Source organism: Domibacillus aminovorans (assembly GCF_001643235.1).
GTDB lineage: Bacteria > Bacillota > Bacilli > Bacillales > Domibacillaceae > Domibacillus > Domibacillus aminovorans.
This window is the reverse complement of the sequence record NZ_LQWY01000005.1, coordinates 170311-196574: the sequence shown is the minus strand read 5'-3', so window position 1 is coordinate 196574 and position 26264 is coordinate 170311. Positions and strand designations below refer to the sequence as shown.

The following is a 26264-nucleotide window of genomic DNA, read 5'->3' as shown; positions in this document are numbered from 1 at the left end:
GGAGGGATAACGGATGACAGATAAAAAGAAACTCGCTGGTGAAGAGCGGCGTTCGTTGCTCTTAAACTGGCTTCAACATGAAAATAAACCTCTAACTGGCAGTGAGTTAGCTAAAAAAGCAAGCGTAAGCCGTCAAGTAATCGTTGGTGATATCACATTATTAAAAGCACGCGGTGTTCCGATTATGGCAACGAGCCAAGGATATTTGTACTTAACTAACCAAGAAGAAACCGGGTATGAACGAATTGTCGCCTGTGTTCATCCACCGGACAAGACAGAGGAAGAACTACTTCTGCTTGTCGATCTTGGCGTTCTTGTGAAAGATGTAAAAGTTGAACATCCTGTTTACGGAGATTTAACGGCTTCCATTATGGTATCAAACCGAAAAGAAGTCCTCCACTTTTTAGAGAAAATTAACGAAACGAACGCTGCTTATTTGTCTGAACTAACAAGCGGCGTTCACTTGCACACCATTTCTGCAAAAGATGAAGCGACACTTGATGAAGCAGAGCAGGTGCTGGATAAAGCAGGGCTTTTGCTGGAGTAAAATATAAAATAAGACTGCCATTTTCCAGGCAGTCTTATTTTATATTTTACTTGGAGTTTGTCCTACTTCATATCCGTAGTAGCTGCCAAGCACTTGTACTTTGCAGCCAAGTGCTTCCATTTCAGCGAATGCGCCTGGAACGAGCACATCATCGATTCGCTGTGCGACATCGATGATGAAAAAATAGTTACCGAGACCCGTTTTAAGCGGCCGCGACTCGATTTTTTCTAAGTTTAAGTTACGCCATGCAAACGTCGCCAGCACTTGATGTAGCGAACCCGGCCGGTCTGTCGGTAGCGTCACAACGATCGTCGTTTTCCCACCCGTTTGCGGCAAAGGAAATGTCAATTCTTCATGTGTTTTCGACAACACAAGAAAACGTGTATGGTTAAAATGATAATCATGAATATCCGTCTGTACGACAACAAGACCATACTCTTCTGCCGACAATGAATTCGCAATAGCTGCAATACATTGCTCTGGATGTTCGTTTACATATTTCGCGGCTGCGGCCGTTGATGTCATTTGTTGAGTCGGGATTCCATATAATTCACGGTTCAAAAATTTATGACATTGTGCAATGGCATGCGGATGCGACAGCACACGTCCTACCTCTTTCCATTGTGGCGCATGATCGGGATGCACGAGTAAGTGCTGCTGAATCGGCGCTGTCAACTCTCCGACAATCGTCAAATCTGCTTCATGAAAAAGATGATCAATCGTCATATTGACTGTGCCTTCAAGTGCATTTTCAATTGGTACGACAGCCAGATCCGCTTTTCCTTCTAACACAAAATCCATACATTCCGGAATTGTAACACATGGAATACGTTCATCATCTGGAAACGCATCTGACACAGCGATATCAGTAAATGTCGCTGCTGGTCCTAAAAAAGCAATCTTTCTCAAACCATTCACTCCTATAGTCTCTGTTAAAACACGTTAAGCACCCGAACCGAGTACTTCCACCGTATCGACAAATTCAAGTTTTTTCAAGCGGACTAGCAGTTCATCGAGCCCCACTTTCATATCGGTAACATTTAAAGAAATCGTTACGTTTGCGCGCCCCTGCAGTGGAATAGTCTGATGTATCGTCAAGATGTTTCCACCGCAGCCCGCCACAACCGCCAGCAGTTCAGATAGGGTACCGGACCGGTCTTCCAGATAAAAAAACAGCGTAATAATCCGTTCTTTAACAATCGTATGAAAAGGAAACACCGTATCGCGGTATTTGTAAAAAGCGCTCCGGCTTAAGTCCACTTTCTGAACAGCTTCCCATACTGAATCGGCTTTTTTTCGCTCAATCAGCTCTTTTGCGTCAAGCGTTTTTTTCATCGCTTCTGGAAGCACATCTTCACGTACGAGATAAAATTTTTCATTTTGCTCTTTCTTTCCCAAGTCCATCCCCCATTTTCCAAACCGCTGTCAGCTGTTAGTCAATAAATTCAAACTCATAGTCCATGAGACGTACGATCTCACCATGTTTTGCTCCACGTTCACGCAAAGCATCATCGACTCCCATCGAACGGAGCTGCCGTGCAAATCGGCGAATCGATTCTTCACGCGAAAAATCGGTCATTTTAAACAGCTTTTCAATTTTGCTGCCTGTCAATTCGAATGCACCATCCAGGCCACGAGAGATAACATATTCCGCATCCTTTTTTTCGTGGCGGTATACGACACGGTTTACGGACAAATCTTCTTCTTCGTGATCAAGTGGGAATTCCGGTGTTTCATCCACTTTATCAGCAATGGAAAATAATAGATCGCGCAAACCACTTTGTGTTAACGCTGATATCGGAAAAATAACTGCATCTGGATCAATTTTTTTCTTAAATGCCGCTAAATTTTCTTCGGCATCCGGCATATCCATTTTATTGGCGACAATAATTTCCGGACGCTCCGTCAAACGGAGATTGTATTCTTTCAATTCATTATTAATCGTGATGTAATCATCATACGGATCACGACCTTCCATACCAGACATATCCAGTACGTGAACGATGACACGCGTCCGTTCAATATGGCGCAAAAACTGGTGTCCAAGGCCTGTTCCCTCGTGCGCTCCTTCAATTAATCCCGGTAAATCAGCTAGAACAAAGCTGCGTCCATCTTCCGTCTCTACCATGCCGAGATTCGGCACGAGCGTTGTGAAATGATATGCTGCAATTTTCGGTTTCGCTGCTGTGACGACCGATAAAAGCGTTGATTTACCGACGCTTGGAAAGCCAACGAGTCCGGCATCTGCCAACAATTTCAATTCTAGTGTAATGTCGCGTTCAAGACCAGGCTCACCATTCTCTGAAATTTCCGGTGCTGGATTTGCCGGTGTCGCAAAACGGCTGTTGCCGCGTCCACCGCGTCCACCGCGGGCAATAATGGCCTGCTGTCCGTGCTCGACTAAATCCGCAATGACTTCGCCTGTTACATCATCTGTCACGACCGTTCCTGGCGGTACTTTAACGATCATATCTTTTGAATTTTTACCATGCATCCCTTTGCTCATGCCGTGTTCTCCTCGGGGCGCTTTAAAATGACGCTGATAACGGAAATCCATCAGCGTGCGTAAACCTTCTTCCACCTCAAATACAACATTCGCTCCGTTTCCACCGTCACCGCCAGCCGGACCCCCGTTTGGCACATATTTTTCACGGCGGAATGCAACCATGCCATTCCCGCCATCGCCGCCTTTTACATATATCTTAACCTGATCTACAAACATATTGTTTTTTTCCTCCTAAAAGTTCACTTCTATTAGTATATCCTGATCATCTGATTTCATGATTTCGCCGTACATTGCATCAGACTGAAGCAATTGCAGGATCTGTTCTATTAAACGAGATCGGTCGACAAGCTCACCGTCCCATTCAATCCTTACAGCCAGACGTCCTTCTTTTTCAAAAAACTCAGTATATACATGTTGACCGCTATATTGTGAAATGTGCCGGTCCAACAATGAAAAGATGGATTGAAAAAAACGGGTCACAAGTTGATCATCCACTTTTTCTATAACGATTTCATCATTTATTTCAAATTCAAGCAAAAATTTATGTTTCTCCCAGTTAAATGTGATGAACATCTCCGCCATCCCTGGCATACCAAGATTGCACAGTTTCGCTTCCTGCACAGCTTTGACAATAATATGATCGGCTGCACGGGCCGCTTCATCTATTTTATTTAAAGCTAGAAAACCTTTAATCAGCTGTATGTCATTCATCCAGTCATGCCGCGCATGACGGAGTACGTCTATAATGGTCCAATCTTTTTCTTTCATCTGTACTTGTGCACCTCCCGTGTCCGTTCCAAAACAACAAATTCCTTTCTGTTAGTATAGCAGAAAAATTTACAGTTTGAACGGGAAAGATAGTCTGCAATGCATAAAAAAATGGAGGTGTTCCGAAAGTATGACTTTCAGAACACCTCCATTTGTCCGTCTGCTTATTGAGCAGCTGGATAAACACTTACTTTTTTACGATCGCGTCCAACGCGTTCGAAACGAACGATACCGTCCGTTTTTGCGAACAATGTATCATCTCCGCCACGTCCTACGTTTTCACCCGGGTGAATTTTCGTACCGCGTTGACGGTAAAGGATAGATCCGCCTGTTACGAATTGACCGTCAGCACGCTTAGCGCCAAGACGCTTCGACTGGGAGTCACGTCCGTTTCGAGTAGAACCTACCCCTTTTTTGGATGCGAAAAATTGAAGATTTAATTTCAACATGTGTTTTCACCTCCTATTGGAAGTTTATTTGAATATACTGTCCGTACTCGCGTTCAATCGTCTGCAATGAAACGACCATACCTTCTAAAAGAAGCTGCACCTGTTCTCTGACTTCAACCGGCAAGTCTTCCGGAATGAAGCATGAAAGTAGACCGCCATCTTCGCCTTGATCAATGTCAGGCGTTACGTTTGTCAGTGCTATGACTGCATTCAGTGAACCGAATGAAACAGCCGATGCACCAGCGCAGACAAGGTCTTCGCCTTTTTCAGCGTAACCGGCATGTCCTTCCATTGTGAACGATGAAATAAAGCCGAATTGATCTTTTTTGACATTTACATAAATCATCGGATCATCGCCTTATGCGTTGATTTTTTCAATGACTACTTTTGTGTAAGGCTGACGGTGTCCTTGCTTTCTGCGGTAGTTTTTCTTCGCTTTGAATTTAAAAACGATGATTTTCTTCGCGCGTCCTTGCTTTTCAACCTTCGCCGTTACCGTTGCGCCTTCTACGATCGGGCTTCCAACTTTTACGTCGTCGCCGCCAACGAAAAGAACTTTATCAAAAGTGACAGAGTCACCATCTGCTGCGTTCAATTTTTCGATGTAGATTTCTTGGCCTTCTTCAACTTTGATCTGCTTGCCGCCTGTTTCAATAATTGCGTACATTCCTGCACCTCCCTAGTTACTCAGACTCGCCACGTGACAGGTGATCCTTCGATGCTTGAACCTGCTGTGTGCGGTTGTAGCACGGGTGCTACAAACAATAACATATGAATTCTATCACTTTCAGATTTCTATGTCAATCGTTATTTCCCATGATCTCATCGACCTTTTTATTACCTTTAAAATAATATGCCAATAGCCGCGATTCCGTGATGTTCTCTTTTCGGTTCACAATAAAAAGATGTGTTCGATTTCGTCGAAACATGCGAACCATTTCAAGTAAAGACTGCCGGTTGCCAATATGAATTCGCTTTACTCGGAGGGGTACAGGTTCGTAAAAACGCGCAGTTAAAAATCGGATAAACATATACTCTTTTTCCTTCCACATGACAAGAAGCTGTACTGCAACATAAGAAACGGTCAAAATTAATTGTATATAAAATGGAAGAAAATAGACCGCCGCACCAAACAGACAAACAAGCATAAAAAAAGAGAAATGAATGGCCAGCCTATACGCAGCATAATAAGGACGGACAGCTGATAATAGAAGCAACACCATTTTTCCACCGTCAAGCGGCAAAACTGGCAATAAATTAAAGAAAAGAATAAGAACATTCAATTGAAAAAACAACGCATAGATTGCCGGTTCCATCATACCTGCTTTCAGAAGTAAAATGCCTATACACGTCATCGGAATATGCATCATTGGACCGGCCAGGACGACAAGCCATTCTTCTGTGAGCGGCCGGCCGGCATGTTCACTCGTTTCCAGCTTTCCGCCGAACGGAAGCAATTCAATTTTGACAATACGCCAGCCGCAATATTTTGCCGCTGCCGCGTGACCGAGTTCATGTATAAAAACAATTATTAATAAACAAAGAGCTTCTGCAAACATTCCAATCGCAGCAGCGGCAGCGGCCAGCAGCCACGTAAGCGGATGAACGCTAATCAATTTCTGCAGGCTCCATTACTTTTTCTGAAATTACCTGTCCATTTTTGCGTACGATAATATGGACCGATTCCATCGCCGCTTCCCCGATCCATTCTCCTTTATTCACTTTTTCAAACAGCCGAAAATCATGTACATACAGACCATTCACTTCCGTTTCGCTGTCATCTTTATGCTGGAGCACAATTAAATGATCTTTTCGATTGATTCGTACGACCATGCCTTCTTTATCTGCTTTTAACCCATGTGAAACATTGGCGGCCATAATAGCTCGATCTGTTTCTTTATCTAAAGATGGTAGCAATATACCGAGATGCTGTTCATACATAGAAGCAGTACGGGCAAATGTGAAATCATCCGTAAACAACCAAATGACAGCCGCATGATCTCGATTTGCGTACACGAATAAAAATAGAAGCAATGAACCCACTATTTTCTTCTTCACAATGACTCCTCCTGCCTTTTCTTAAGTGTATGCAAAAGCAGGAGAAAATACGAAAAAAACCGCTTTAATAAGCGGTTTCCTCTATTATCGGCTTATGCCAATAAATCGTTTAAATTTCGTGAAAATGGTTTCTTGCTGTTGATCCGGCTGCTGGAGCGGCACAGATTCACCTAAAATGCGCCGGGCAATATTGCGGTATGCAATGGATGCCTGGTTATTCGGATTATGAGCAACTGGCTCTCCGTTATGGGATGATTTAATCACTTCATCGTCATCTGCAACTATACCGATTAATTCAATCGACAAATGTGATGCTACCTCATCGACATCGAGCATGTCTCCCTCTCTCACCATGTGACTGCGAATCCGATTGACGACGAGTTTCGGCGGTGCCATGCCTTCTTCTTTTTCGAGAAGGCCAATGACGCGATCTGCATCACGTACAGCGGACTTTTCAGGCGTCGTCACAACGATCGCATGATCTGCACCAGCTACGGCGTTTTTATAGCCTTGTTCAATGCCGGCCGGACAGTCGATTAATATGTAATCATAATCTTGCTTTAATTCTTCTATTAACTTTTTCATCTGCTCCGGTGTTACGGCTGACTTGTCCGTCGTCTGTGCGGCTGGGAGCAAGTAAAGAAGATCGTTAAAACGCTTATCTTTGACAAGTGCCTGATGTGTTTTGCAGCGCCCTTCGACAACATCGACAAGGTCATAAATAATTCGGTTTTCAAGCCCCATGACCACATCGAGATTCCGAAGACCAATATCTGTATCTATGAGACACACTTTCTTTTCTTGCAGCGCGAGCGCTGTTCCTAGATTGGCTGTCGTTGTTGTTTTGCCGACACCACCTTTTCCAGAAGTAATGACGATTGCTTCACCCACTTCAAAAGCCCCCTTTAAACGTCGATATATCAGGCCGCAAATATTTTAGCACTTGCAGCCGGTCAATGACAAGTTGATCCGCTTCATTAATAAAAGCGCATTCAGATTCTGTTATTTCTTCTTCGTCATAACGGTCAGGAGATCTTGTCAAATGATTACTGATGCGAAGTTGCGTCGGCATCATTTTCGCTGCTGCAATAACAGCCCTGTCGTTTCCATAGCATCCGGCATGCGCGACGCCTTTTAATGCGCCCATCACATAAATACTTCCCCCAGCCTTGATCGTGCCGCCCGGGTTTACATCCCCGACTAATAATAGATTACCCGGCACTTCAAGAACTTGTCCCGAACGTATCCGGCCCGCATAAGAGACAATCTCTTCTTCTTCTTTCCAGCGCACCGCTTCATCAAGCGTTATCACATTTGATTTAATGTCCTCAACTACGAGGTGCTGACGCTTTCGAATGACATTTTTTAATACTTCTTTGTCTTCTTCTGTTACGTAACGATTACCAGTCTGCACCGTTACGGTAATAAGCGCATCCTGCCCATCATTTGTAACGGTATCCAGTTTTTCTACTAATTCTTCTATTAATTCATTATACGCACATTTATCATTTAATTGAAGAGTGAGGCCGTCTTTCGTGCCTTTAATGACTACGTTTTGTCCCGTTTTCATAGCTAGTTTCCACCTCTGTACGTCTCATTATTCGACAACACGATGCCAAGTTCCTTTTTTTAACGAGTTAGCCGAATTTGTTTTTAAATTTTTGAAAGGCATTTCGGAGCGGAATGGCGAACAGAATATAATAGAGTGCGTTTAATGCAAGTGTTGGGTAGAGACGCATAGAAACAAATGGTTCAAATGATACTTCTGTCCGCTGAACAAGCAGATTCAATCCATACACAATCATTTCAAACAACGCAATATCAAATAAGATAATAATGAAAAAAATGACGAATGTGCTTTGCAGCCATTTTGTTAGTTTTGACGTAATATAGACAATTAACGGCAAGAAAAACAAATAGGCACCGAGCAGCTCTGTATAAAACAGATCAAATAAAAAGCCGAATAAGAAGCCATATTTAATCGCCGTATTCCGATCATAGAAGACCGACATAAATAAAAGCCCGATAATAAAGAAATGCGGTGCTGGTACGTATGCACCATCAAATACATTTTCCGGAAAAAAGAGCATAAAGACACTGTCACTGTAAAAAAGTGCAATCATCAAAAGAGGAAGAAGTCCTTTTTTCACAGCCCTTCCTCCTCTATTAATACTTGCTGACGGTTATCTTCTTCCGGAAGCACTTTCGTCATCGTACGTTTGGACACCATGACATGCTCAAGATCATAGAAGCTTGCGGCAGGTTCTACAAGTGCCGTTTGTGTTAAGCCAAATTCATCCGGAACAAGTTCCATTACTTTTCCAATGACAAGCCCTTTCGGAAACACGCCGCCGAGACCTGACGTTGTCACAAACTGTCCTTTTTCCACTTTTGCATCAGATGGAATTTTTGTCATTTTGAGCATTCTTTTCTCATCGTCATACCCTTCAATCAACCCATAATTCGATTTATCCGATTGAATCAAAGCCGAGACACGATTTTGCGCGTCATTTGACGATAGCAGCTGCACGGTTGATGTGAATTTAGACGTATTTTTTACTTTTCCAATGAGGCCGCTTGCTGTCATAACAGCCATATCCGGTTCAATGCCATTTGATTCACCTTGATCGATCGTAATCAGGTCATACCAGCGATCAGGATTGCGGGCAATAACGGTTGCCTGCACCGGCTCGTAATCTGCTAAACTATCCTCTTTTTCAAGTAACTTCCGCAGTTCCACGTTATCTTTTTCTAAGCGGGTAACATCGCTTTCCAACTGAGCTAACTTATCTAAGTGCGTTCGCAGTTTTTCATTTTCTTCGTATGTATTCCGCAAACGCCCGACATTGTCAAAAAACTCTTCTATTGCACTAACTGGTTTCGATATAATGTTCTGTCCAAAGCCGGTCACATCTTTTACAAACTTTTCAGGCCATGTAATATTCTCGCGGTCGCGAATGGAAAAGCCGATCAATGCCACAAGAATAATGATGCTGCCGAGCAAAATGATCAAGCGCTTGTTTGTTAAAAATTGCGGCATGAATTCCACCTCAGTTTTCTAAGCATTCAAAACGGTGAGGCAGGTTCAGCGCACCAGAAAAAACCGGTTAGAACGCGCGGAGAACCGGCCTCATCGTCATAAATTATTTGTTTTTAAATAAATGAATATGATCTAGCGCAAGACCTGTCCCAATGGCTACACAGTCAAGCGGGTTTTCTGCGATAATCACTGGCATATTCGTTTCTTTACTGATCACTTTATCCATGTTACGAAGAAGTGCACCGCCGCCTGTTAACACGATGCCGCGGTCCATAATGTCTGCTGCCAGTTCAGGCGGTGTTTTTTCAAGCGTGCTTTTCACCGTATCGACAATCGCATATACGGTATCTTTCAATGCATCCGCAATTTCCTTCGCCGTAATTTCAATTGTTTTCGGCAATCCTGTCAATAAATCACGGCCGCGAATTTCCAGATTCGGAATATCATCCGTATCACCAGCTGAGCCGATTTCCATCTTGATCATTTCCGATGTACGATCACCGATTAACAAGTTATATTGCTTGCGAATGTATGCCACGATCGCATCATCCATCTCATCGCCTGCAATTCGAAGTGATTCACTTGTCACGATGCCGCCAAGTGAAATAATCGCTACTTCTGTTGTCCCGCCGCCAATGTCAACAACCATACTGCCTGTCGGTTCCCATACAGGTAAATTCGCACCGATTGCTGCAGCGAATGGCTCTTCAATCGGATACGCATCACGCGCACCGGCCTGACGTGTCGCATCGATAACCGCACGTCTTTCAACCGCTGTAATCCCTGATGGCACACACACCATAACATATGGCTTGCTTGAAAGAAAACCCGATGTGCCTTTTGTTGCCTGTTTAATGTAGTACTTAATCATCGTAGCAGTCGTTTCGTAATCAGCAATAACGCCGTCTTTCATCGGACGTGTGGCAATAATATTACCTGGCGTTCTTCCGATCATATTTCGCGCGTCATTCCCAACAGCGACAATTTGCTTCGTATCTGTCTGCAATGCGACAACGGATGGTTCACGAACGATGACTCCTTTTCCTTTCGCATAAACAAGTGTATTTGCAGTCCCTAGGTCGATGCCTAAATCACGGCTCCCAATTCCAAACATGTAGTGTATCTCCCTTTCCTCAGCAGATCCTTTTTATCGTAATTGTTTCTCTATTGATGGTTGTTAAATTGTATGAAAAGCGTCTCAAAAACCATAACTTATATTATAGCGGAACAAAAAAAAAAAGCATAGCGTTATAAATAACCTTTTTCTTTCAAGCTCACATATTTTTTCTCTCCTATAATGAGATGGTCAAGTACGTCAATCCCTAGTATTTTACCGCACTCTACGAGACGCTTCGTAACATCAATATCTTCCCGGCTAGGTGCAGGATCACCACTCGGGTGATTATGCAAACACACGATTGATGCAGCGGAACGCCTAAATGCTTCCTTGAACACTTCGCGCGGATGCACAATACTGGCATTTAAGCTGCCAATAAACAATGTTTGCTTATGCATGACCTGGTTTTTCGTATTTAAGTATAGACATACGAAATGTTCTTGACTAAGAAAACGCATTTCTTCCATCATATAATTCGCTGCATCTTCAGGAGAACGGATCATAAACCGATCTTCATATTTCAATCGCCCGATTCGGCGGCCGATTTCGACAGCGGCCATCAATTGAATGGCCTTTGCGCTGCCGATTCCGTGGATAGAGGTTATTTCTTCAAGAGAAGCATCTTTTAATAGACGTAGCCCTTCAAATTCGTTTAATATGCGGTTGGATAACTGCAGGACCGACTCTTCTTTCGTTCCTGTCCTGAGTAGGATAGCAAGGAGTTCGTGGGTGGATAAACTTTGCGGCCCGTTCGCGATCATTCGCTCACGCGGACGGTCATGGGGTGGTACGTCTCTAATCATTATAGGCTTCGCTGGCAACTGTTGATCATTTGTCATTCGTTCGTTCTCCTTTCTCATTTAAGAAGAAAAGGTGCCTGTTACGATTCCGAGACGTTTTAGATGGCGATACAAAGAGGATAACGGGAGGCCGACAACGGTAAAATAGTCGCCTTGAATCGCTTTAACGAACAGCGCACCAGCTGATTGAATGCCGTAGCCACCCGCTTTATCAAACGGTTCGCCCGTCTGGATGTAGCCAGCTATTTCTTCCTCTGATAGTTCCCAAAATTCAACATCTGTTTTTTCATGAAATATGATTTTTTCATTTTGCGTCACGATCGCGACGCCTGTATAGACAGAATGAATGGTACCAGACAGCGCGGCAATCATCGCACGGGCTTCCGCTGCATCTGCCGGTTTGCCGAGAATACGTCCGTTATGGACAACGACTGTATCTGCACCGATCACAGCTGCATCCGGATAGAGCGCAAAAACGGCTTCCGCTTTACGGAGAGCGAGTTGTTCAACCGCAGCCGACGGCGTGGTTCCTTCTAAAATCGTTTCGTCTGTATCAGCAGCATGAACAGTGTATGGAATGAAAACTTGAGTAAGCAATTCTTTTCTACGGGGCGACGATGAAGCAAGAACGATGTTTGTCAAAGAGGATCACCTTTCTGTTAAAGGATTGGGAGAATACGAATCCATCATATCAAATGTACGTAAATCCAACAATAAAAACCTGCCAAAAGAGGGCAGGTTATCGTGACATGGCTTCTTTTAATTGATTTATTTTTTTTTGCGGATCGGTTTCTTCTGTCATCGTTTTTGCAGCGGCTTCTGTCATCGAAGCGGTCACGTCTTTCACATAAACAGCCGTTCCTTGTTCTTCTAACAGCCCGGCAGCACTTTTTGCTTCATCCGGTGACGAAAACACACCGTAAAGGACCATATATTGCCCCTCTGATGAAACATAGTTTGCCGTAATTTTCTTTGCTTTTGCGTTTTCAACACCTTTTTTCGCCGCTTCTTTCGTCGAAAAAAGGCCCCCTTGAATGACTGAAACCGTCACATCCACTCGTTTCGTTTCCTGTACAGGTACCTCGCTCACAACTGCTGCCGGCGGTTTTATCTCTTCCACATTCACGGCACGAATCATCGTCACGCCAAATAGTGTACCGGTAATCAGCGCGGATAAGACGATTGTCGCTCCAGCAGCCGGCCGAATGATGGATTTCTTTTTTTTCGAGACAGCGGGCCCTTCTTCTCCTGGCATTTGCCAGACGAGAACATCACTGTTTGGCCGTGTCCAGTCCAGCTCGTCCATCTTCATCCCTCCCATGTTTATCCCGCAGTAAGATCCCCACTTCAAGACATCGAAAAGAAGGCGGAGTGGGGGATAAATGAAGTTTCACTTTATTATATATACGGTTTTTCACCATAAAAAGAACAGAACGGCAGGCGTTCTGTTCTTTTTATTACTCAGCATTCCGGGGTACACGTCAGCACACACTTATTTTCACTCTTCAACGGTAACAAACGGGTCTTTTTTATTGGCTGGATCCGGTGTATCGATTTCCGGTGAATCTTGCAACAAATCAAGCAATTCTGGCATGTAGTACGCCGCAACTGTTATGTTGTACGTAATCGGTTCTACTTCACCAGCTAATTTTTGTGCTTCTTCCGGTCCTGTAAATGTAAGCTGCTCCACTTTTAACATGCGCATTTGATTTTCAAGCGTGTCAATAAACGTGTCCATTTCTGCATAGTCCGGCGATTCGACGGTTATTTGCGCACGGATTTTGCGGATGCCTACAGGAAGCACTTCTTCAGGGAGCGGCTGTTCAGCAGGCTCTATCTCCTCTTCCGTTGCATCTGTCACATTTTCATCAGTTGATTCTTCCACTTGATCGACCGCTGTCCCCCTTTTTTCTAATTGAGTAATGTCTTTTTCTGGCGTTGTAGGGAGTGTTTCCTCTTCCCCTTCAGTAAACACAATCGCTGTAATCAAGCTTCTTGACAGCAATTCCGCTTTTTCAAAATCAAGTAAAAGTCTATCACTCATCGGTTTGACAGGTACTTTATGTTGCAGCGTGCCTGTCGCAACAGACGGCCCGCTCACCGCCGTCCCTGTGGCCTGCTGCTCAAGTACGGCGATCAATTCTTCTTCAGACTGCAGCTGCTGATTAGTCGTCTTAATATTGAAGACGACCGGTCGATACATGGCAAAATACACGTATGCATAAAGGGCAATGACAACAATCGAAATGAGAATTGCATAAAGACGTGTTCTACTCATTTATTTGTTCGCCCCCTGCGCCAGTGTGTCATTGACCACTTCCGTATTAAAAACGATTTCATATTCAACTACGTAACGAGGCAGTGCATTCGCGTCGTCCAAAATGGCCTGTGCATCTTCTTCGCCTTCCTCAACGGACGTATTCAATGTTAAAATCTTCGCTGAATCGACCCATTTGGATGATTTCAGTTCACTTAAATAATAAGCCGCGTCACGACTCGTATCAAATTGAATCGTGACGATCAGCGACTCCTCACTCGTATAGGAAAGAGCTTGAAAAAAGCCGCGTTCTGGAAGCCGCTCAATTAAATGCGCTACTATCGGCGATACAGGTACTTTCATACGGTCTGCCCAAGTAATCGCCTCTTTTAGCATTTCGGCGCTGCTTGCGGTTGCCCCTCTGTTACTCGCCGCATTCATTTCAAGTGTTTCCCGCAGCTGTACGGCATTAGACAGCTGCCGCTCCACATTGTCGAGCTCTTTATTTTTCGTATAAATGACAAAAAATGCGCTGGCTGACGCCATCAGAAGCAGCGCAATGAAAAGAAGGATAACGAACAATGACAGTCTTTTTTTCTCTTTTTGAGGCAGCAAATTAATCTCAATTAACATTGTCCATCATCCCTCTTTCAATCCAAGTCCAGCCGCTTCGTAAAATGAAGGAGGCAGCGCACTCCCATCTTTTGTTATAGCTTCGACAGCGTCATTGCCATAAACGCGAAGTCCGAGTCTCGTCTCAAAATGATGATGAACGAAATCAGACTGCGGATGATCGCCATTAAAAAAGATTTTATCAATGTGAATTTGCCCCTTATGAAGCGAATTTTCATAAAAGTTGATCACTTTTTCCAGCTCATTCAGTACATCCCTTAGTTCATCTGCTTCATCCCTTTCTGTTCCTAACACTTCTACCATGTCTTCATTTTTTTCGATAAAGACCGGCTTCATAAACTTCGGCCGATTTTCATGAAAGATCGACAGCATCATTACGTTTTCCGTTAAATGAATCATAAGCTCGTGTGACTTCACATTCGTAATGTCTTCTTGGTGATAAAGGCGGTACAAGCTAAGCGGCCCAATATCCGCTGCAACGGGTTTTAATTTCGCTTCTTCAATTACATTCATATAGTCACGTACTTTTTCTTCCGGCGCCGCAATTAATAACACGCCTTTTTTTCCGTCATGTTCTCCGATCATAGAAACGTCAAATACCGGCTCTTCAAACGGCAAATGAATGGTAGACCCGATTTGCATGAAAATGTAATTTTTAATTTCATCATCTTGCAAATCAGCATCGACTTTTTCTTCCCGCATCGCGACGAAATGATCGGGTACGATAAAGCGAGCAGTACGATGTTTTATTTTCCACTCGTCGACACAGTTTTCCAAAACGGTCAGCAACGCATCAAAATCGACAATTTCACCCCTTCGAATGAGTCCGTCCGGAATGAATCGCTCACCGCACCTTTCAATAATGAGCGGATACGTTTGCTTTATTTCTACGTAGCGGATCACATAATCGGTAAACACAAGATTAATCATTTTATCTTTTTTGGAAAATAATCGAAACGCCATTTAAATTTCTCCTTTATTAAAAAAACTGGAGATACCAGTGAATCAGCTCGCCGCCGTGAAAATAAGCGGTGATCGCGGCCATCGCAATATAGGGTCCAAACGGCATCGGTTTCCCTCTTTTTACTATACCAAAAATCAGGAGGACAAGCCCGATTACAGCGCCAAATACACACGATAAAAAAAACGTCAGCAACACAAGTTTCGTCCCCATCATAAACCCGAGAACACCGAACATTTTAATATCACCGCCGCCCATCCCGCCTTTTGAGACGATAGCAATGATCAAAAGAAGGAAAAAGCCTGCCGCAGCACCGAGGAGCGAATCCCACCACGGCGTGAGCGGGTGAATAATTCGAACGATGAGAAACAAACTAAAAAAGAACAGCAATATTTTATCAGGGATCAGCATGTAAGCAAGATCGGAGACGACGATAATGATCAGCATCGAAATGAAGAGAATAACTAGTAGAAATTCCATTGTTAACCCAAAATAAAGATACGCATACAAAAATAACAGCGCCGTCAGCAGCTCTGTTAAAGGATAAATGGGGGATATGTGAGCCCCGCATTTGCGGCACTGTCCCTTAAGGAATATGTATGAAACGACCGGAATCAGATCCAGGGCGGTCAATTGATGACCGCACAGCGAACAAGCGCTGCGCGGTTTCACAATGGACTTCCCGACCGGAACCCGGAGACCAACGACGTTATAAAATGAGCCGAAGATGAGACCATAGAGGAAGATTAATATAGAGATCATTACGGTGTAGCATTTTCTTCGACTGCAGCTCTGTCTAATTCATCTATTTCTTTATCTTTAATACTACGTTCAGTCCCAACAAGCGTTACAGTATACGTGTATGAATTCCCACTTTTAGCAATTACTACTTCGGAATTTTTCGGAACATATACCCCACCATCTGGGTCTTCCATTTCATCAATATAGCCGCCGGCAATCATATCTTCCAATGTTAGATTTGCATCTAGAGTAGAGTTTGCATTCCCCGCGACATATGTTTTCGCTGAGTTAATCATTTGCGTCGCATTGGCAATGTGTGCATCTTTTTTCGAGTTATCAATAAGTCCACCAATAGACGGGATGGCAATAGCTGCAATAATACCGAGAATGACGACGACAGCGAGCAATTCAATCAATGTTAAGCCTTTTTCATTTTTCATGTTTCGTTTCATCGCTACTAACATGTTTTCTCCTCCTGAATATCTATTATTTTGTTCAATTCTTCCAAACTATGAATATCTTACTTTTCACCTTCATCTTACTCCGTTTATTATCTATATTCAATAAATGTTTAATAAATTAAGTACTAATTTTTTCTGGCTTTTATGACTGTACTGTATTAAAAATCTCAAACATCGGTATAAGGATCGACGTTACGATCGTACCGACAATCCCCGCTAGCAGAACGATCATAAACGGCTCAATTAATGATTTCAGCCGGTCGGTCGTCGCTTCCACTTCACGTTCGTAAAAATCGGCCACTTTTGATAGCATGGAATCGAGTGAGCCTGTTTCTTCACCGATTGAAATCATATGATGAACGAGCGGCGGAAAAGCCCAATGTTTTTTCATCGGCCCGGTTAATGATTCTCCTCGTTCGAGTGCATCGCGTGATTCTTTTATGACACGCTCAATTACTTCATTCTCAACGACTTCACCGACCATTTCCATCGCCCGGATAATGGGCACCGAGTTCGAAAATAATGAACTAAGTGTTCGTGTCATCCGGGCAAGTACTGCTTTTTGCATGAGATTTCCGATAATCGGCATTTTTAACATCGCATAATCGTAATAAAATTTTGTTTCTTTCCGCTGCTGGACACCCCAGATGAAAAAGCCGATCAGTGCAATCAAACCGATCACAACATACCAATAGCGCTGCATCCATTCACTCGATGAAATAACGAACTGCGTAATCGCCGGCAGCTCGCCGCCAAAATCGGCGAACATCTGAACAAATGTCGGCACGACCGAGACGAGTAAAAAGATGACGACAGCGATGGCAATGATACCGACAGCTGCAGGATAGGCAAGAGCCGAAATGACTTTTTGACGTGTCCGGTGTTGCCGCTCGTAATACTCAGCCATATCATGAAACGTTTCGTCGAGATTCCCTGTCGCTTCGCCGGCCCGCAGCATATTAATAAACAGCGGTTCGAATATTTTACGCTGATGGGCAGCGGCGTCGGAAAGCGGCCTGCCTTCGCGTATTTCGATTTCCATTTTACCAAGCGTTTTTTTCAGCACTTTGCTTTCTGTTTGCTGTGACAAAATCGCCGTCGCATCAATGACCGTCACACCCGCTGCTAACAGCGCCGAAAACTGGCGGAGGAAAATGACCATATGCTCCAGTTTCACTTGTCGTCCGATTACAAGATCACGATTTAAAAGCGTTTCTGCTTGCTGCTGAATGTCGGTGACACGAATCCCTTTTTTTTGCAGTTTAGCCAGTGCTTCTTTTTTCGTTTCAGCTGTAATCGTCCCTTTTCTCGTTCCTCTCCGGTCCCGGCCTTTATAGTGAAATTTAGCCATTCTCTTTTGCTCTTTCTCTTAAATAAGGGAGAACCGCGTCGCGGGAGAGGGCTTCTTGTTCGACTAAATCGTGCACATGGTCGGCCATCACCTGCATACCGGATGCTTTAGACGTCTGCATAACATTGACAATTTGATGTACTTTTTCAGACCGGATTAAGTTGGAAACGGCTGGGTTATTTAGCAGCACTTCAACAGCCGCCCGTCTGCCTCGCAAATCAGGCGTTGGGAATAGACGCTGTGAGACGATTGCACCCAATACAGTAGCCAGCTGCGTCCGAATTTGCGGCTGCTGTTCGGCTGGAAATACGTCAATAATCCGTTCAATCGTCGCCGGTGCACTCGATGTATGCAGCGTTGCCAGCACAAGATGACCCGTTTCAGCCGCGGTGATCGCCGTTTGAATCGTTTCTAAGTCACGCATTTCTCCGACGAGAATAATATCCGGGTCTTGCCGCAGCGACGCACGCAGCCCGTTAGCGAAACTTTTCGTATCGTACCCGACTTCCCGCTGATCAATGATGCTTTTCCCATGCTTATGCAAATACTCAATCGGATCTTCGAGTGTAATAATATGCTTTTTCGTTTCTTTATTTACATAATCAATCATGCTGGCAAGCGTCGTTGATTTCCCGCTCCCGGTCGGACCGGTGACGAGGACAAGTCCATTCGGCCGACTGACGATTTTTTTTAGCACAAGCGGCATATGCAAGTCTTCGAGTGACGGAATTTTCGTCGGAATGACACGAATCGCAATCGACACACAATTCCGCTGATGAAACGCATTTACCCGGAACCGCGACACTTTCGGTATACCGAATGAAAGATCAATTTCTCCCTGCTCTTGAAACGACGCCCATAATGATTCCGTAATAATAGATTTGGCCATTTGTTCCGTGTCGTCCGGTGTAAGCACTTCTTTTCCGTACCGTTTCAAATCGCCGTGAATGCGGAAAACCGGTGCTGTCCCGACCGTCAAATGAATGTCCGATGCCTGCAATTCGTATGCTGAACGCAATAAAAATTCAAGTTTTTCTCTCATCCTGTCTACTCCATTAAAACAGCGCGCAATATTTCTTCTGTCGTCGTAACTCCTTGCCGTACTTTCAGCAAGCCGTCGTCGAGCAGAAAAATCGTTTTTTGCTTTTGCGCTGCTTCTTTTAATTTTGAAAGCGGTTCTTCATTTAAAATCAATCGTTTCATTTCTTCTGTTACCGTGAGCACTTCATGAATCGCGATCCGGCCTTTGTAGCCGGTCATGTTGCAAGAAGCACAGCCGCGGCCTCTCTTGATTTTTTCGATCTTTAATCCACGCTTGCCGAAAATATCAATCTCCCGTTTTGTCGCTTCTTCTTCGCGGCCACAGTCACGGCACACTTTCCGCACGAGACGCTGGGCCACGATGCCGCTTACCGATGACGCAACTAAAAACGAGTCGACCCCCATATCAATGAGACGCGTAATACTTGAAATCGAATCATTCGTATGAAGAGTACTTAACACAAGATGCCCGGTCAATGAAGCCCGAATGGCGACTTCAGCCGTTTCTTTATCCCGTATTTCTCCGACCATAATGATGTTCGGATCTTGCCGCAAAATGGAACGAAGGCCCGCAGCGAATGTTAAACCGACATTTGGATTGACTTGAATTTGATTGACACCTTCTAGTTGATATTCAACCGGGTCTTCAATCGTAATAATATTGACTTCTTCTTTGTTCAGCTTGTTCAGTCCGGCATAAAGGGTCGATGATTTACCAGAACCGGTCGGACCGGTGATAAGTACAATTCCGTTCGGCCGTTCGAGCATTTTTTCAACACGCTGCAAATTGACTTTATTAAACCCGAGCCGATTCAAATCGTTTAATGAGCTGCTTAAATCTAAAATCCGCATAGCGATTTTTTCTCCGTACACAGTCGGCAATGTAGATACGCGCAAATCAACCGGACGAAATTCAATGTTTGTTTTAATCCGTCCATCTTGCGGAATACGATGCTCCGTAATATCAAGATTCGCTAAAATTTTAATGCGTGCAATGAGCATACTTTGCATATGCTTTGGCAGCTGCCGTTCAACGTGCAGCATCCCATCCACACGAAGACGAACCATCACTTTCGTTTCATGAGGATCGATATGAATGTCACTCGCTTTTTCCGCCATCGCATGAGAAAAAATTTGATTGACAAGACGGACGATTGGTGAATCATCGTCCCTGTTTTCTTGTTCAATCGCCGCTTCTTCAATATCTGCCTGTATCATTTCTTCAAACGAATCATCGATATCATAATACTTGTTGATCGCCCGAATAATATCGTCTTTCGATGCAATGGCCGATACGATTTGAAAACCAGTTGAGAGCCTCAAGTCTTCTATTGTGTAATAATCCATCGGGTCTGCCATCGCCACAAACAATCGGTTTTCTTCTTTTTTAAGTGGAATAATTAAGTTTTTCTTCGCCAATTCTTTCGGAATGAGCATCAATATTTTCGTATCAACCGGATACTGATACAGACTGACATGCGGGATGCCAAGCTGAAATTCAAGCACTTCAATAAGCTGCTGCTCGGTAATGTAGCCACGCTGCAGCAAAGCATCCCCCAGTTTTTGATCGGACGTTTTTTCCGACAGCACCGATTTGAGCTGCGCTTCTGTTATGAGTCCCGTTTCAACGATTATGTCTCCGAGTCGTTTTCGCTGCGTTCTCATTGCCCATCACCCTTAGTTTGTTATTGTCTCTGTAGCACTCTTTTTTCTTCAATTGTATTTTTTTCAGCTTCTTTTTCTGTCGTTGAATCTGTTCCTGCGTTTGTACTTGTTTCCTTATTTACGTCTGTTTCTTTATTTGTATTTATGTCTGTTTCCGTGTTTGCATTTGGATCTGTTTCCTGATTCGTAATCATTTCGCTATCTACATTCGGTTCAACTGGTTTTGGTTCAGACTCTGGCGGTGGATCTTGCGTACTATGCCACTCAAATTGATGAACAGGCAGGTAAAAATCTTCCGCCACTTTTTCTTCTTTTAGCTTCAAAGTCCCTTCTCTCGTCTGTCGATACACGTCAATCATCACGCCGCTTTCACCGAACCGTTCAACGCGCGTCGTGCCGTATGGCATACTAGGGTCAAATTGCAAAATCGTTTTTGTCGGTAACTCCGCTTTATTTTTAAGCACAGGCATGTACGTATAATAAAACGGCATTCCTTTTAACACACCATATAGCTTACCGTCCAGGACTTTCCACTCGACGGTATAACTCGTATTGTTTTCGTTCAAGAAAATAAAATCTTGATCGTTCGCCTGATCCACTTTCGCTTCATACCCGAGCTCGAGATCATCCGGCAAAGCTATGCTTTGATTTTTCTCCAGCAGCACGAAATTCGTCTGCATGACGAGTCGATATAAAGCAGATGAAAGGATATTGATGCTTTCATTATCTAACTCCCCATATTGTGTAGACGACAGCCATTTATTAAACGATACGACATCCCCGCTTTTAACCGGGATCGACGAATTCGTTTTAATAAATGCCGCCAGCGGTTCACTAACGGTTCCTGTTAATGCTTCTGCCGCAATCGACTGCTTCGCTTCTTCATTCATATATAAAGTAAGATCAATTATCGTCTCTTCCGGTTTCAAATAATCACCGATATCCGCAATATCTGACGTGAGCGTTTCGATATCAAACGTTGTGTCACGAAGCAATGGAAATTGTTCATCGAGTTCTGCCTGGAGACGCTCTGCCGAAACAGTTGTGTACAATTTACTTTTTTGTCCTGTAACGGCTTTTTCAATCGATTTTTCGATTTGAAACTCGATTAAGTTTGTGCTTATATTCGCTGATTTTTCAACGTATTGAAACGTTAACACCCTATCAAGCTGCCACGCTGTTACTTTTTCTGTTAATGTGCGCATCGCTTCCACTTTTGTCACATGATCAAACGATTCAGATCCTATCATCGTTCCCTCATCAAAACGCTCGTTTGATTGAAAAAATTTCTCGTACACAGCTGTTCCGTAATACGAAAACCCGATAAAGTACAACGTCAGCATCATAAACATAGCGGCGATTTTTACTGTCTCTTTTTTCTTCATGTGCGGGTGCTCCAATCTGCCATGACGCTTTACAATTTTCCCTTATCATCAAAGTGAAGCAGCGGAATATCCGTGTCTTCATCATCATCCACTTCGTTGAATAATTCTTCCAAATAATGTGATTCTTCATTTGGGATAGACGGTGCATCCATCTCGGATTCACCATCCTGCTCACCATAAAACAACGACTCGAGATAGTCATCTTCTTCCTCTTTAACAGACTCAGAAGCCGGTACAGCCGGTTCATTCGGTTCAATAACTTCTTCCATCTCATCCATCACTGGCATTTCATACGGTTGTTTCATCTCTTCACGAAGCGGCTCTATGAAAGCAAATTCCCTTTCGTGTTCTTCTTCCCAAACAGTGCCGCTGTCAATCGCCCAGTTTATAGCGCCATATTTCACCGTGAAATAGCCGGCAAAAAATAGTACAAGAAAAACAAGAAGCCCCGTCTGCCAAATCGGCACATATGGAAAAAGCACGATCGCTCCTATGGCGACCGCTAAACATTGAAGGGCAATGACCAATTTTCCTTTCATCGTCAATCCGATCGGCAAATAGATTAATAGAGGCAATACGAGAAAAAACGCAATAACGGACATGATTATATGTATCATTTACAACCCCCACGATCAAAAGTAGTCAATCTACTTGCTATATATACAATTTAAAGAAAGTTCTGGTCAAAAAATATTGTATAGTACAATCGTGTAATTTAAAAGAATGGAATAAGTGGATATGTCGAATTTTATCAAGTTTTGCAAAAAAAATAATGAAAACAGGTATTCAATAAAGATTACCTGCTTTCATTCAGCTTCGCGGATCGAACTAGGGCTGACGATTCCATTTGGTGGAGGAAGCGGAGTTCTATTGCCATTTGTAAAAGGCAGCTCGGTTCCATGCTCAACTGTCGCATTCCCTCTTGCAATGAATTTGTTGGCAACGATTGTTCCTTTAATCAAACCTCCATTAAGATCAATGGTCCCGTTTTCCACGTACAGCAATCCGTAAATTTCTTGATGATTATTTTGTAAGCTTAGTGTACCTGCTCCTTTCCAATAGATTTTGAGCTTCTCCGGTTGTTTCGTGTTGTCGTTTATTGTACTTTTGTTATCCATTGTGAATTCACCACTAACATATATGGTTAATTTCCCGGTCCCCTTAATATGGATCTGTCCATCTTTACCTAAATTTAAATTATTTATAAGAATTTCCTTATCTGATTCTCCTGTATTAATTGTTAATATACTGTCGCTAACCTGAAAAAGGTTAAAAAATGATACATTTTTTGAAAGTATTAATTCTTTATTTTTATTGACTTTGTAATCGCCTGTCTCTTCTAAAGAAGGCTTCTGTGGAAAGACAGGGAATTTCGGTATCGATTGATTTGTTTCTGACAAACTATAAATACTTCCATTAATATATTTACTGTTACTTAGCGCTCCCGGATCGTCTGTCCACACGTCTCCTTTAATCGTCACACTCCCATTTATATCAAGCGTCGACTTAATGATTAAAGCTGTTTCCTTTGAATACTTAGGTGATTCCGGCGTTCCTGAACCTCCTTCTCCAGAACTCCAATTTACGCTAAACGCCTGTATAACTTTCCGTTTTTGATTTCCAATCCTTCCTGTAGATGTGATCGTGTAGTTTCCAATGCTGCCTTGCACCGTTATTTCAGCACTCGGTGTTTCGCCATACGCATCTTCAAAAACCGGCGATGGATAACGGTTCGGATCTGAACTTCTGCTTACAATCTGCTGTTCCAAATCACTGTAAAATAATGCTTGATTCGGCTCTTCCCTGTAAAAATGATCACTGTGAAGATCTTCAGCAATTTTTTGAATTTTCGTATAGGCATCAACCGCTCCCGCTTCTGCGATGTAATATGCTGCTTCGTATTTTTGTTCAGTTTGATTTGCCTTCATGTTGTTCAACGATAGCCCTAAAAGCGCCATACCGAGCACAGATAAAACAGTCAGCACAAGTAGTACAATAATTAATGCCATGCCGCGCTCGTTTTGAATCGCTTTTCGAATAGAAATAGAAGACTTCATCGGCAACACCTACTTTCTTATGTAAATGACCGTTTTAAATTCTTTTGACAAGTCTTTTTGATGGGGCGTTTCTGCACTTTTAATCGTCAATGTCAATTTCTCTTGGGCTTCATCATATTCTGGTGTGAACGATTCGATGTTTTCAGCTATTACTGCATCGTCCCGTCGAATCGTCTTATCTGCTTTGCTAAATGTGTAAGTAATTGTGCCAATCTTCAGCGATGATTGAACTTCATTTACATCATGAACATTCCCCTGCTTCCGAACATCGGACGTCATCCATTTAAACGCCAGCCGGACGTTAGCTTGTCCATCGATTTGATTCGTCTGATCTGTAAACTGCCGCTGTCCAGACAAGTGAACATTACTTATTAACAAAAGAATCATAGTCAGGAGTGCAAAAGCAACAATGACTTCGATCAACGTCACGCCGCGCTCATTTTTCAGCCATTGTTGCATTTCCCCGTCCTCCTCTATCTTATAATGGTTTCCATTTGCGCCTGCGGGTTCTGGTTTTGATCTGCTTCTTCTTCACTTCTGAATACTTTCACAATCGCTTTTCCACTCTGATTTGCTATATTAATATTAACGTAAAAGACGTCAACCGTTCCTTGGTACGTTTGATCGTATCCCTGAACAGGTGTCACTGCTTTCGTTACAGGACATATCGTGCTATTTTCAATTGATTTATGAATCACTTCTTCTATACACGTCTGCGCTACATACGTCGCATCCATCCTTGATTCTGTCTGTTGATTTGTTCGAGCGGATTGAATAAACATCGTTGAGAAAGAAAGGACCACAATGGTTAAAATGACGATCGAGAGCAGGATTTCAATTAATGTCATTCCATCGTTCGACATATTTTTTTTCATTCTTTTATTCACATTTCTCACCTCGCCTGTCTTTCACGCTTTCATCTATCCTTCTCTATTCCCGAAAATTTACTAGGTTAATAGTCATTATTTCTTTAATTTTAGCATATTAAAGAAAGGATGAATATGTGACGCGGATACAGATAACGTAAAAGAAAGTCCTATTTTAAAGACAAACTTTAAAGTAGGACTTTCCTCCAATTTACAAAAAATTTCACTTTCAACACATATTGTTCATTATATAGAAAAAAACGCTGTATTTTTCACAGTAGAAATGAAATAAAGAGAGCCTGTTATGATGAAAACATCTGTTTCTTTTGCAAGTTTTTGAAATAGTCGAATCTGTTGGTGATAGTCTTGTACAATGCTCGATTTTTCATCTGTATACGGTTCATAATCTTCTTTCTGTGCCGCACGCGGAAAATCAAACGGTGCGAAATACAATTGATCTGCGACACCTTTTAATTGCTGGATCATTTTATCAAGCGGCTTGTCTTTCATTGCCGCAAATAAAATAGTGATATTTCGATCAGAAAATCGCTGATGAATCGTTTGAACGAGCGCGTTTATCCCTTCTTCGTTATGCGCGCCGTCCGCAATAATAAGCGGTTTTTCATAAAGTGTTTCAAATCGGCCCGGCCAATGTATATTTTTCAGCCCTTTTTCGACATGTTCCTCTTCAATGAAAAACGAATAAAAGGCGCGCAAATAGTCGACGGCCATTATGGCTAGTGCAGCATTGTTAACTTGATGCAGCCCCGCTAAACCCGTTTCAAGCTGTCCATGTATGCTAAATGAGGATTGGAACCCGAATTGTTCACCATGTTCCGTTGATGAGAGCCATGTTCCGCTGAATTCACGCCCGTTCAAGTAAAGAGCAGCTTTTTTCTCTTTTGCAACTCGTTCAATGACGTCAAGTGCTTCCGGCTGCTCAACCGCTGTGATGATCGGCACGCCATTTTTAATAATACCCGCTTTTTCAAAGGCAATCTCGGCCAGTGTATCGCCTAGAAATTGAATGTGATCCATACCGATTGTCGTAATAATGGAAAGGATCGGGTGTACGATATTGGTGGAATCCAAACGGCCGCCGAGACCGACTTCAAATAATACAATATCAACAGGCCGCACGTAGGCAAAATAGTAAAAAGTCATTGCGGTAATGATTTCAAATTCACTCGGTCCGCCGAACGACATGTCTTCCATTTCATCAGCTAATATACGGATTTTTTGAGCTAATAATGTAATCTCATGATCAGATATCGGTGTACCATTTATACTGATTCGCTCGTTAAACTGCTCAATGTAAGGCGATGTGAACGTCCCGACTTCATACCCGGCTTCACTTAAAATAGACCGAAGCATGGCTGTTGTCGAGCCTTTCCCATTCGTGCCGCCAATATGAACAGCTTTCAGTCTCCGTTCTGGATGACCGAGGCGCTCCATTATCCATTCCATCCGTGACAGCCCTGGTTTGATCCCTGTGCGGAGCCTTCCATGTATCCATGATAATGCTTCTTCATATGTGTCCATTCAAATTTCTCCCTCTATG

General features: G+C 43.1%; 32 protein-coding genes and 1 other annotated feature. Of the genes, 1 reads left to right on the top strand and 31 read right to left on the bottom strand.

Going from position 1 to position 26264, the window contains the following annotated elements; genetic code table 11:
* Positions 1–13 precede the first annotated feature (13 nt).
* A complete protein-coding gene (locus AWH49_RS03065; RefSeq protein WP_063964595.1) occupies positions 14–547 on the top strand; it encodes a transcription repressor NadR in 534 nt (177 codons plus the stop codon).
* A gap of 39 nt (positions 548–586) precedes the next feature.
* Here the strand turns inward: AWH49_RS03065 and pheA are convergent, their stop codons facing one another.
* From pheA to AWH49_RS02910, 31 genes are all read right to left on the bottom strand, one after another.
* Positions 587–1456, bottom strand: a complete 870-nt coding sequence (gene pheA / locus AWH49_RS03060; RefSeq protein ID WP_018394050.1) for a prephenate dehydratase — start codon at positions 1454–1456, stop codon at positions 587–589.
* A 33-nt stretch (positions 1457–1489) separates the two neighbouring features.
* Positions 1490–1951: an ACT domain-containing protein gene (locus AWH49_RS03055; RefSeq protein ID WP_034286227.1), complete on the bottom strand. Its 462-nt coding sequence runs from the start codon at positions 1949–1951 to the stop codon at positions 1490–1492.
* A gap of 28 nt (positions 1952–1979) precedes the next feature.
* Complete coding sequence (gene obgE / locus AWH49_RS03050; protein WP_063964594.1) at positions 1980–3269, bottom strand: GTPase ObgE; 1290 nt, start codon at positions 3267–3269, stop codon at positions 1980–1982.
* Between the two features lie 15 nt (positions 3270–3284).
* A complete protein-coding gene (locus tag AWH49_RS03045) occupies positions 3285–3821 on the bottom strand; it encodes a Spo0B C-terminal domain-containing protein (RefSeq protein WP_063964593.1) in 537 nt (178 codons plus the stop codon).
* Between the two features lie 164 nt (positions 3822–3985).
* Complete coding sequence (gene rpmA / locus AWH49_RS03040) at positions 3986–4270, bottom strand: 50S ribosomal protein L27 (RefSeq protein WP_018394054.1); 285 nt, start codon at positions 4268–4270, stop codon at positions 3986–3988.
* Between the two features lie 13 nt (positions 4271–4283).
* Complete coding sequence (locus tag AWH49_RS03035) at positions 4284–4616, bottom strand: ribosomal-processing cysteine protease Prp (RefSeq protein ID WP_018394055.1); 333 nt, start codon at positions 4614–4616, stop codon at positions 4284–4286.
* Between the two features lie 12 nt (positions 4617–4628).
* Positions 4629–4937, bottom strand: a complete 309-nt coding sequence (rplU, locus tag AWH49_RS03030; protein WP_063964592.1) for a 50S ribosomal protein L21 — start codon at positions 4935–4937, stop codon at positions 4629–4631.
* 12 nt (positions 4938–4949) lie between these two features.
* Positions 4950–5023: a sequence feature (ribosomal protein L21 leader region), on the bottom strand.
* Between the two features lie 47 nt (positions 5024–5070).
* Entirely contained in the window at positions 5071–5886 is an 816-nt protein-coding gene (locus AWH49_RS03025; RefSeq protein WP_063964591.1) for a M50 family metallopeptidase, read from the bottom strand.
* Positions 5879–6328: a hypothetical protein gene (locus AWH49_RS03020; protein WP_063964590.1), complete on the bottom strand. Its 450-nt coding sequence runs from the start codon at positions 6326–6328 to the stop codon at positions 5879–5881. The genes AWH49_RS03025 and AWH49_RS03020 overlap by 8 nt, the downstream gene beginning before the upstream one ends.
* An 84-nt stretch (positions 6329–6412) precedes the next feature.
* Positions 6413–7219, bottom strand: coding sequence for a septum site-determining protein MinD (gene minD / locus AWH49_RS03015; RefSeq protein ID WP_018394059.1), 807 nt, complete (start codon positions 7217–7219; stop codon positions 6413–6415).
* A 1-nt stretch (position 7220) separates the two neighbouring features.
* Complete coding sequence (minC, locus tag AWH49_RS03010) at positions 7221–7898, bottom strand: septum site-determining protein MinC (protein ID WP_018394060.1); 678 nt, start codon at positions 7896–7898, stop codon at positions 7221–7223.
* A 67-nt stretch (positions 7899–7965) separates the two neighbouring features.
* Positions 7966–8478, bottom strand: coding sequence for a rod shape-determining protein MreD (gene mreD / locus AWH49_RS03005; protein WP_034286229.1), 513 nt, complete (start codon positions 8476–8478; stop codon positions 7966–7968).
* Positions 8475–9368, bottom strand: a complete 894-nt coding sequence (gene mreC, locus AWH49_RS03000) for a rod shape-determining protein MreC (RefSeq protein ID WP_063964589.1) — start codon at positions 9366–9368, stop codon at positions 8475–8477. Before mreC ends, mreD begins: the two co-directional genes overlap by 4 nt.
* Positions 9369–9471: 103 nt before the next feature.
* Entirely contained in the window at positions 9472–10482 is a 1011-nt protein-coding gene (locus AWH49_RS02995; RefSeq protein ID WP_018394063.1) for a rod shape-determining protein, read from the bottom strand.
* Between the two features lie 134 nt (positions 10483–10616).
* Positions 10617–11324 (bottom strand): RadC family protein, encoded by a 708-nt coding sequence (gene radC / locus AWH49_RS02990; RefSeq protein WP_034286232.1) that lies wholly within the window; start codon positions 11322–11324, stop codon positions 10617–10619.
* Positions 11325–11345: 21 nt separating this feature from the next.
* A complete protein-coding gene (locus tag AWH49_RS02985) occupies positions 11346–11927 on the bottom strand; it encodes a Maf family protein (RefSeq protein WP_018394065.1) in 582 nt (193 codons plus the stop codon).
* A 97-nt stretch (positions 11928–12024) separates the two neighbouring features.
* The gene (locus AWH49_RS02980; RefSeq protein WP_063964588.1) at positions 12025–12591 is read right to left on the bottom strand and encodes an SPOR domain-containing protein; all 567 of its coding nucleotides are present in this window, start codon (positions 12589–12591) and stop codon (positions 12025–12027) included.
* A gap of 192 nt (positions 12592–12783) precedes the next feature.
* Entirely contained in the window at positions 12784–13563 is a 780-nt protein-coding gene (locus tag AWH49_RS02975; RefSeq protein WP_063964587.1) for a hypothetical protein, read from the bottom strand.
* On the bottom strand, positions 13564–14175 hold the full coding sequence (locus tag AWH49_RS02970) for a hypothetical protein (protein WP_063964586.1): 612 nt from the start codon (positions 14173–14175) through the stop codon (positions 13564–13566).
* Positions 14176–14181: 6 nt separating this feature from the next.
* Positions 14182–15138, bottom strand: a complete 957-nt coding sequence (gene pilM / locus AWH49_RS02965; protein ID WP_063964585.1) for a type IV pilus biogenesis protein PilM — start codon at positions 15136–15138, stop codon at positions 14182–14184.
* A gap of 16 nt (positions 15139–15154) precedes the next feature.
* Positions 15155–15898, bottom strand: a complete 744-nt coding sequence (locus AWH49_RS02960) for a prepilin peptidase (RefSeq protein WP_063964584.1) — start codon at positions 15896–15898, stop codon at positions 15155–15157.
* The gene (locus tag AWH49_RS20935; protein WP_063964583.1) at positions 15898–16341 is read right to left on the bottom strand and encodes a type II secretion system protein; all 444 of its coding nucleotides are present in this window, start codon (positions 16339–16341) and stop codon (positions 15898–15900) included. Before AWH49_RS20935 ends, AWH49_RS02960 begins: the two co-directional genes overlap by 1 nt.
* A gap of 139 nt (positions 16342–16480) precedes the next feature.
* Positions 16481–17689, bottom strand: coding sequence for a type II secretion system F family protein (locus AWH49_RS02950; RefSeq protein WP_063964582.1), 1209 nt, complete (start codon positions 17687–17689; stop codon positions 16481–16483).
* The gene (locus AWH49_RS02945) at positions 17682–18731 is read right to left on the bottom strand and encodes a type IV pilus twitching motility protein PilT (protein WP_063964581.1); all 1050 of its coding nucleotides are present in this window, start codon (positions 18729–18731) and stop codon (positions 17682–17684) included. The genes AWH49_RS02950 and AWH49_RS02945 overlap by 8 nt, the downstream gene beginning before the upstream one ends.
* A gap of 5 nt (positions 18732–18736) precedes the next feature.
* Complete coding sequence (locus AWH49_RS02940; RefSeq protein WP_063964580.1) at positions 18737–20395, bottom strand: GspE/PulE family protein; 1659 nt, start codon at positions 20393–20395, stop codon at positions 18737–18739.
* A gap of 20 nt (positions 20396–20415) precedes the next feature.
* Complete coding sequence (locus AWH49_RS02935; RefSeq protein ID WP_063964579.1) at positions 20416–21780, bottom strand: G5 domain-containing protein; 1365 nt, start codon at positions 21778–21780, stop codon at positions 20416–20418.
* A 29-nt stretch (positions 21781–21809) separates the two neighbouring features.
* Positions 21810–22397, bottom strand: a complete 588-nt coding sequence (locus AWH49_RS02930) for a hypothetical protein (RefSeq protein ID WP_063964578.1) — start codon at positions 22395–22397, stop codon at positions 21810–21812.
* A gap of 189 nt (positions 22398–22586) precedes the next feature.
* A complete protein-coding gene (locus AWH49_RS02925) occupies positions 22587–23837 on the bottom strand; it encodes a DUF7305 domain-containing protein (RefSeq protein ID WP_063964577.1) in 1251 nt (416 codons plus the stop codon).
* Positions 23838–23846: 9 nt separating this feature from the next.
* Complete coding sequence (locus AWH49_RS02920) at positions 23847–24296, bottom strand: PilW family protein (protein WP_063964576.1); 450 nt, start codon at positions 24294–24296, stop codon at positions 23847–23849.
* A gap of 14 nt (positions 24297–24310) precedes the next feature.
* Positions 24311–24724: a type IV pilus modification PilV family protein gene (locus AWH49_RS02915; protein ID WP_051927815.1), complete on the bottom strand. Its 414-nt coding sequence runs from the start codon at positions 24722–24724 to the stop codon at positions 24311–24313.
* Positions 24725–24949: 225 nt separating this feature from the next.
* Positions 24950–26245: a bifunctional folylpolyglutamate synthase/dihydrofolate synthase gene (locus tag AWH49_RS02910; protein ID WP_063964575.1), complete on the bottom strand. Its 1296-nt coding sequence runs from the start codon at positions 26243–26245 to the stop codon at positions 24950–24952.
* Positions 26246–26264: the final 19 nt, after the last annotated feature.

What these genes read in the sequence shown, in the direction of transcription:
- AWH49_RS03065 (WP_063964595.1), top strand. Translation starts at nt 14, where the DNA reads ATGACAGATAAAAAGAAACTCGCTGGTGAAGAGCGGCGTTCGTTGCTC.
- AWH49_RS03055 (WP_034286227.1), bottom strand. Translation starts at nt 1,951, where the DNA reads ATGGACTTGGGAAAGAAAGAGCAAAATGAAAAATTTTATCTCGTACGT.
- obgE (WP_063964594.1), bottom strand. Translation starts at nt 3,269, where the DNA reads ATGTTTGTAGATCAGGTTAAGATATATGTAAAAGGCGGCGATGGCGGG.
- AWH49_RS03045 (WP_063964593.1), bottom strand. Translation starts at nt 3,821, where the DNA reads ATGAAAGAAAAAGATTGGACCATTATAGACGTACTCCGTCATGCGCGG.
- rpmA (WP_018394054.1), bottom strand. Translation starts at nt 4,270, where the DNA reads ATGTTGAAATTAAATCTTCAATTTTTCGCATCCAAAAAAGGGGTAGGT.
- AWH49_RS03035 (WP_018394055.1), bottom strand. Translation starts at nt 4,616, where the DNA reads ATGATTTATGTAAATGTCAAAAAAGATCAATTCGGCTTTATTTCATCG.
- rplU (WP_063964592.1), bottom strand. Translation starts at nt 4,937, where the DNA reads ATGTACGCAATTATTGAAACAGGCGGCAAGCAGATCAAAGTTGAAGAA.
- minC (WP_018394060.1), bottom strand. Translation starts at nt 7,898, where the DNA reads ATGAAAACGGGACAAAACGTAGTCATTAAAGGCACGAAAGACGGCCTC.
- mreC (WP_063964589.1), bottom strand. Translation starts at nt 9,368, where the DNA reads ATGCCGCAATTTTTAACAAACAAGCGCTTGATCATTTTGCTCGGCAGC.
- AWH49_RS02995 (WP_018394063.1), bottom strand. Translation starts at nt 10,482, where the DNA reads ATGTTTGGAATTGGGAGCCGTGATTTAGGCATCGACCTAGGGACTGCA.
- radC (WP_034286232.1), bottom strand. Translation starts at nt 11,324, where the DNA reads ATGACAAATGATCAACAGTTGCCAGCGAAGCCTATAATGATTAGAGAC.
- AWH49_RS02980 (WP_063964588.1), bottom strand. Translation starts at nt 12,591, where the DNA reads ATGGACGAGCTGGACTGGACACGGCCAAACAGTGATGTTCTCGTCTGG.
- AWH49_RS02975 (WP_063964587.1), bottom strand. Translation starts at nt 13,563, where the DNA reads ATGAGTAGAACACGTCTTTATGCAATTCTCATTTCGATTGTTGTCATT.
- AWH49_RS02970 (WP_063964586.1), bottom strand. Translation starts at nt 14,175, where the DNA reads ATGTTAATTGAGATTAATTTGCTGCCTCAAAAAGAGAAAAAAAGACTG.
- pilM (WP_063964585.1), bottom strand. Translation starts at nt 15,138, where the DNA reads ATGGCGTTTCGATTATTTTCCAAAAAAGATAAAATGATTAATCTTGTG.
- AWH49_RS02960 (WP_063964584.1), bottom strand. Translation starts at nt 15,898, where the DNA reads ATGATCTCTATATTAATCTTCCTCTATGGTCTCATCTTCGGCTCATTT.
- AWH49_RS20935 (WP_063964583.1), bottom strand. Translation starts at nt 16,341, where the DNA reads ATGTTAGTAGCGATGAAACGAAACATGAAAAATGAAAAAGGCTTAACA.
- AWH49_RS02950 (WP_063964582.1), bottom strand. Translation starts at nt 17,689, where the DNA reads ATGGCTAAATTTCACTATAAAGGCCGGGACCGGAGAGGAACGAGAAAA.
- AWH49_RS02945 (WP_063964581.1), bottom strand. Translation starts at nt 18,731, where the DNA reads ATGAGAGAAAAACTTGAATTTTTATTGCGTTCAGCATACGAATTGCAG.
- AWH49_RS02940 (WP_063964580.1), bottom strand. Translation starts at nt 20,395, where the DNA reads ATGAGAACGCAGCGAAAACGACTCGGAGACATAATCGTTGAAACGGGA.
- AWH49_RS02935 (WP_063964579.1), bottom strand. Translation starts at nt 21,780, where the DNA reads ATGAAGAAAAAAGAGACAGTAAAAATCGCCGCTATGTTTATGATGCTG.
- AWH49_RS02930 (WP_063964578.1), bottom strand. Translation starts at nt 22,397, where the DNA reads ATGATACATATAATCATGTCCGTTATTGCGTTTTTTCTCGTATTGCCT.
- AWH49_RS02925 (WP_063964577.1), bottom strand. Translation starts at nt 23,837, where the DNA reads ATGAAGTCTTCTATTTCTATTCGAAAAGCGATTCAAAACGAGCGCGGC.
- AWH49_RS02920 (WP_063964576.1), bottom strand. Translation starts at nt 24,296, where the DNA reads ATGCAACAATGGCTGAAAAATGAGCGCGGCGTGACGTTGATCGAAGTC.
- AWH49_RS02910 (WP_063964575.1), bottom strand. Translation starts at nt 26,245, where the DNA reads ATGGACACATATGAAGAAGCATTATCATGGATACATGGAAGGCTCCGC.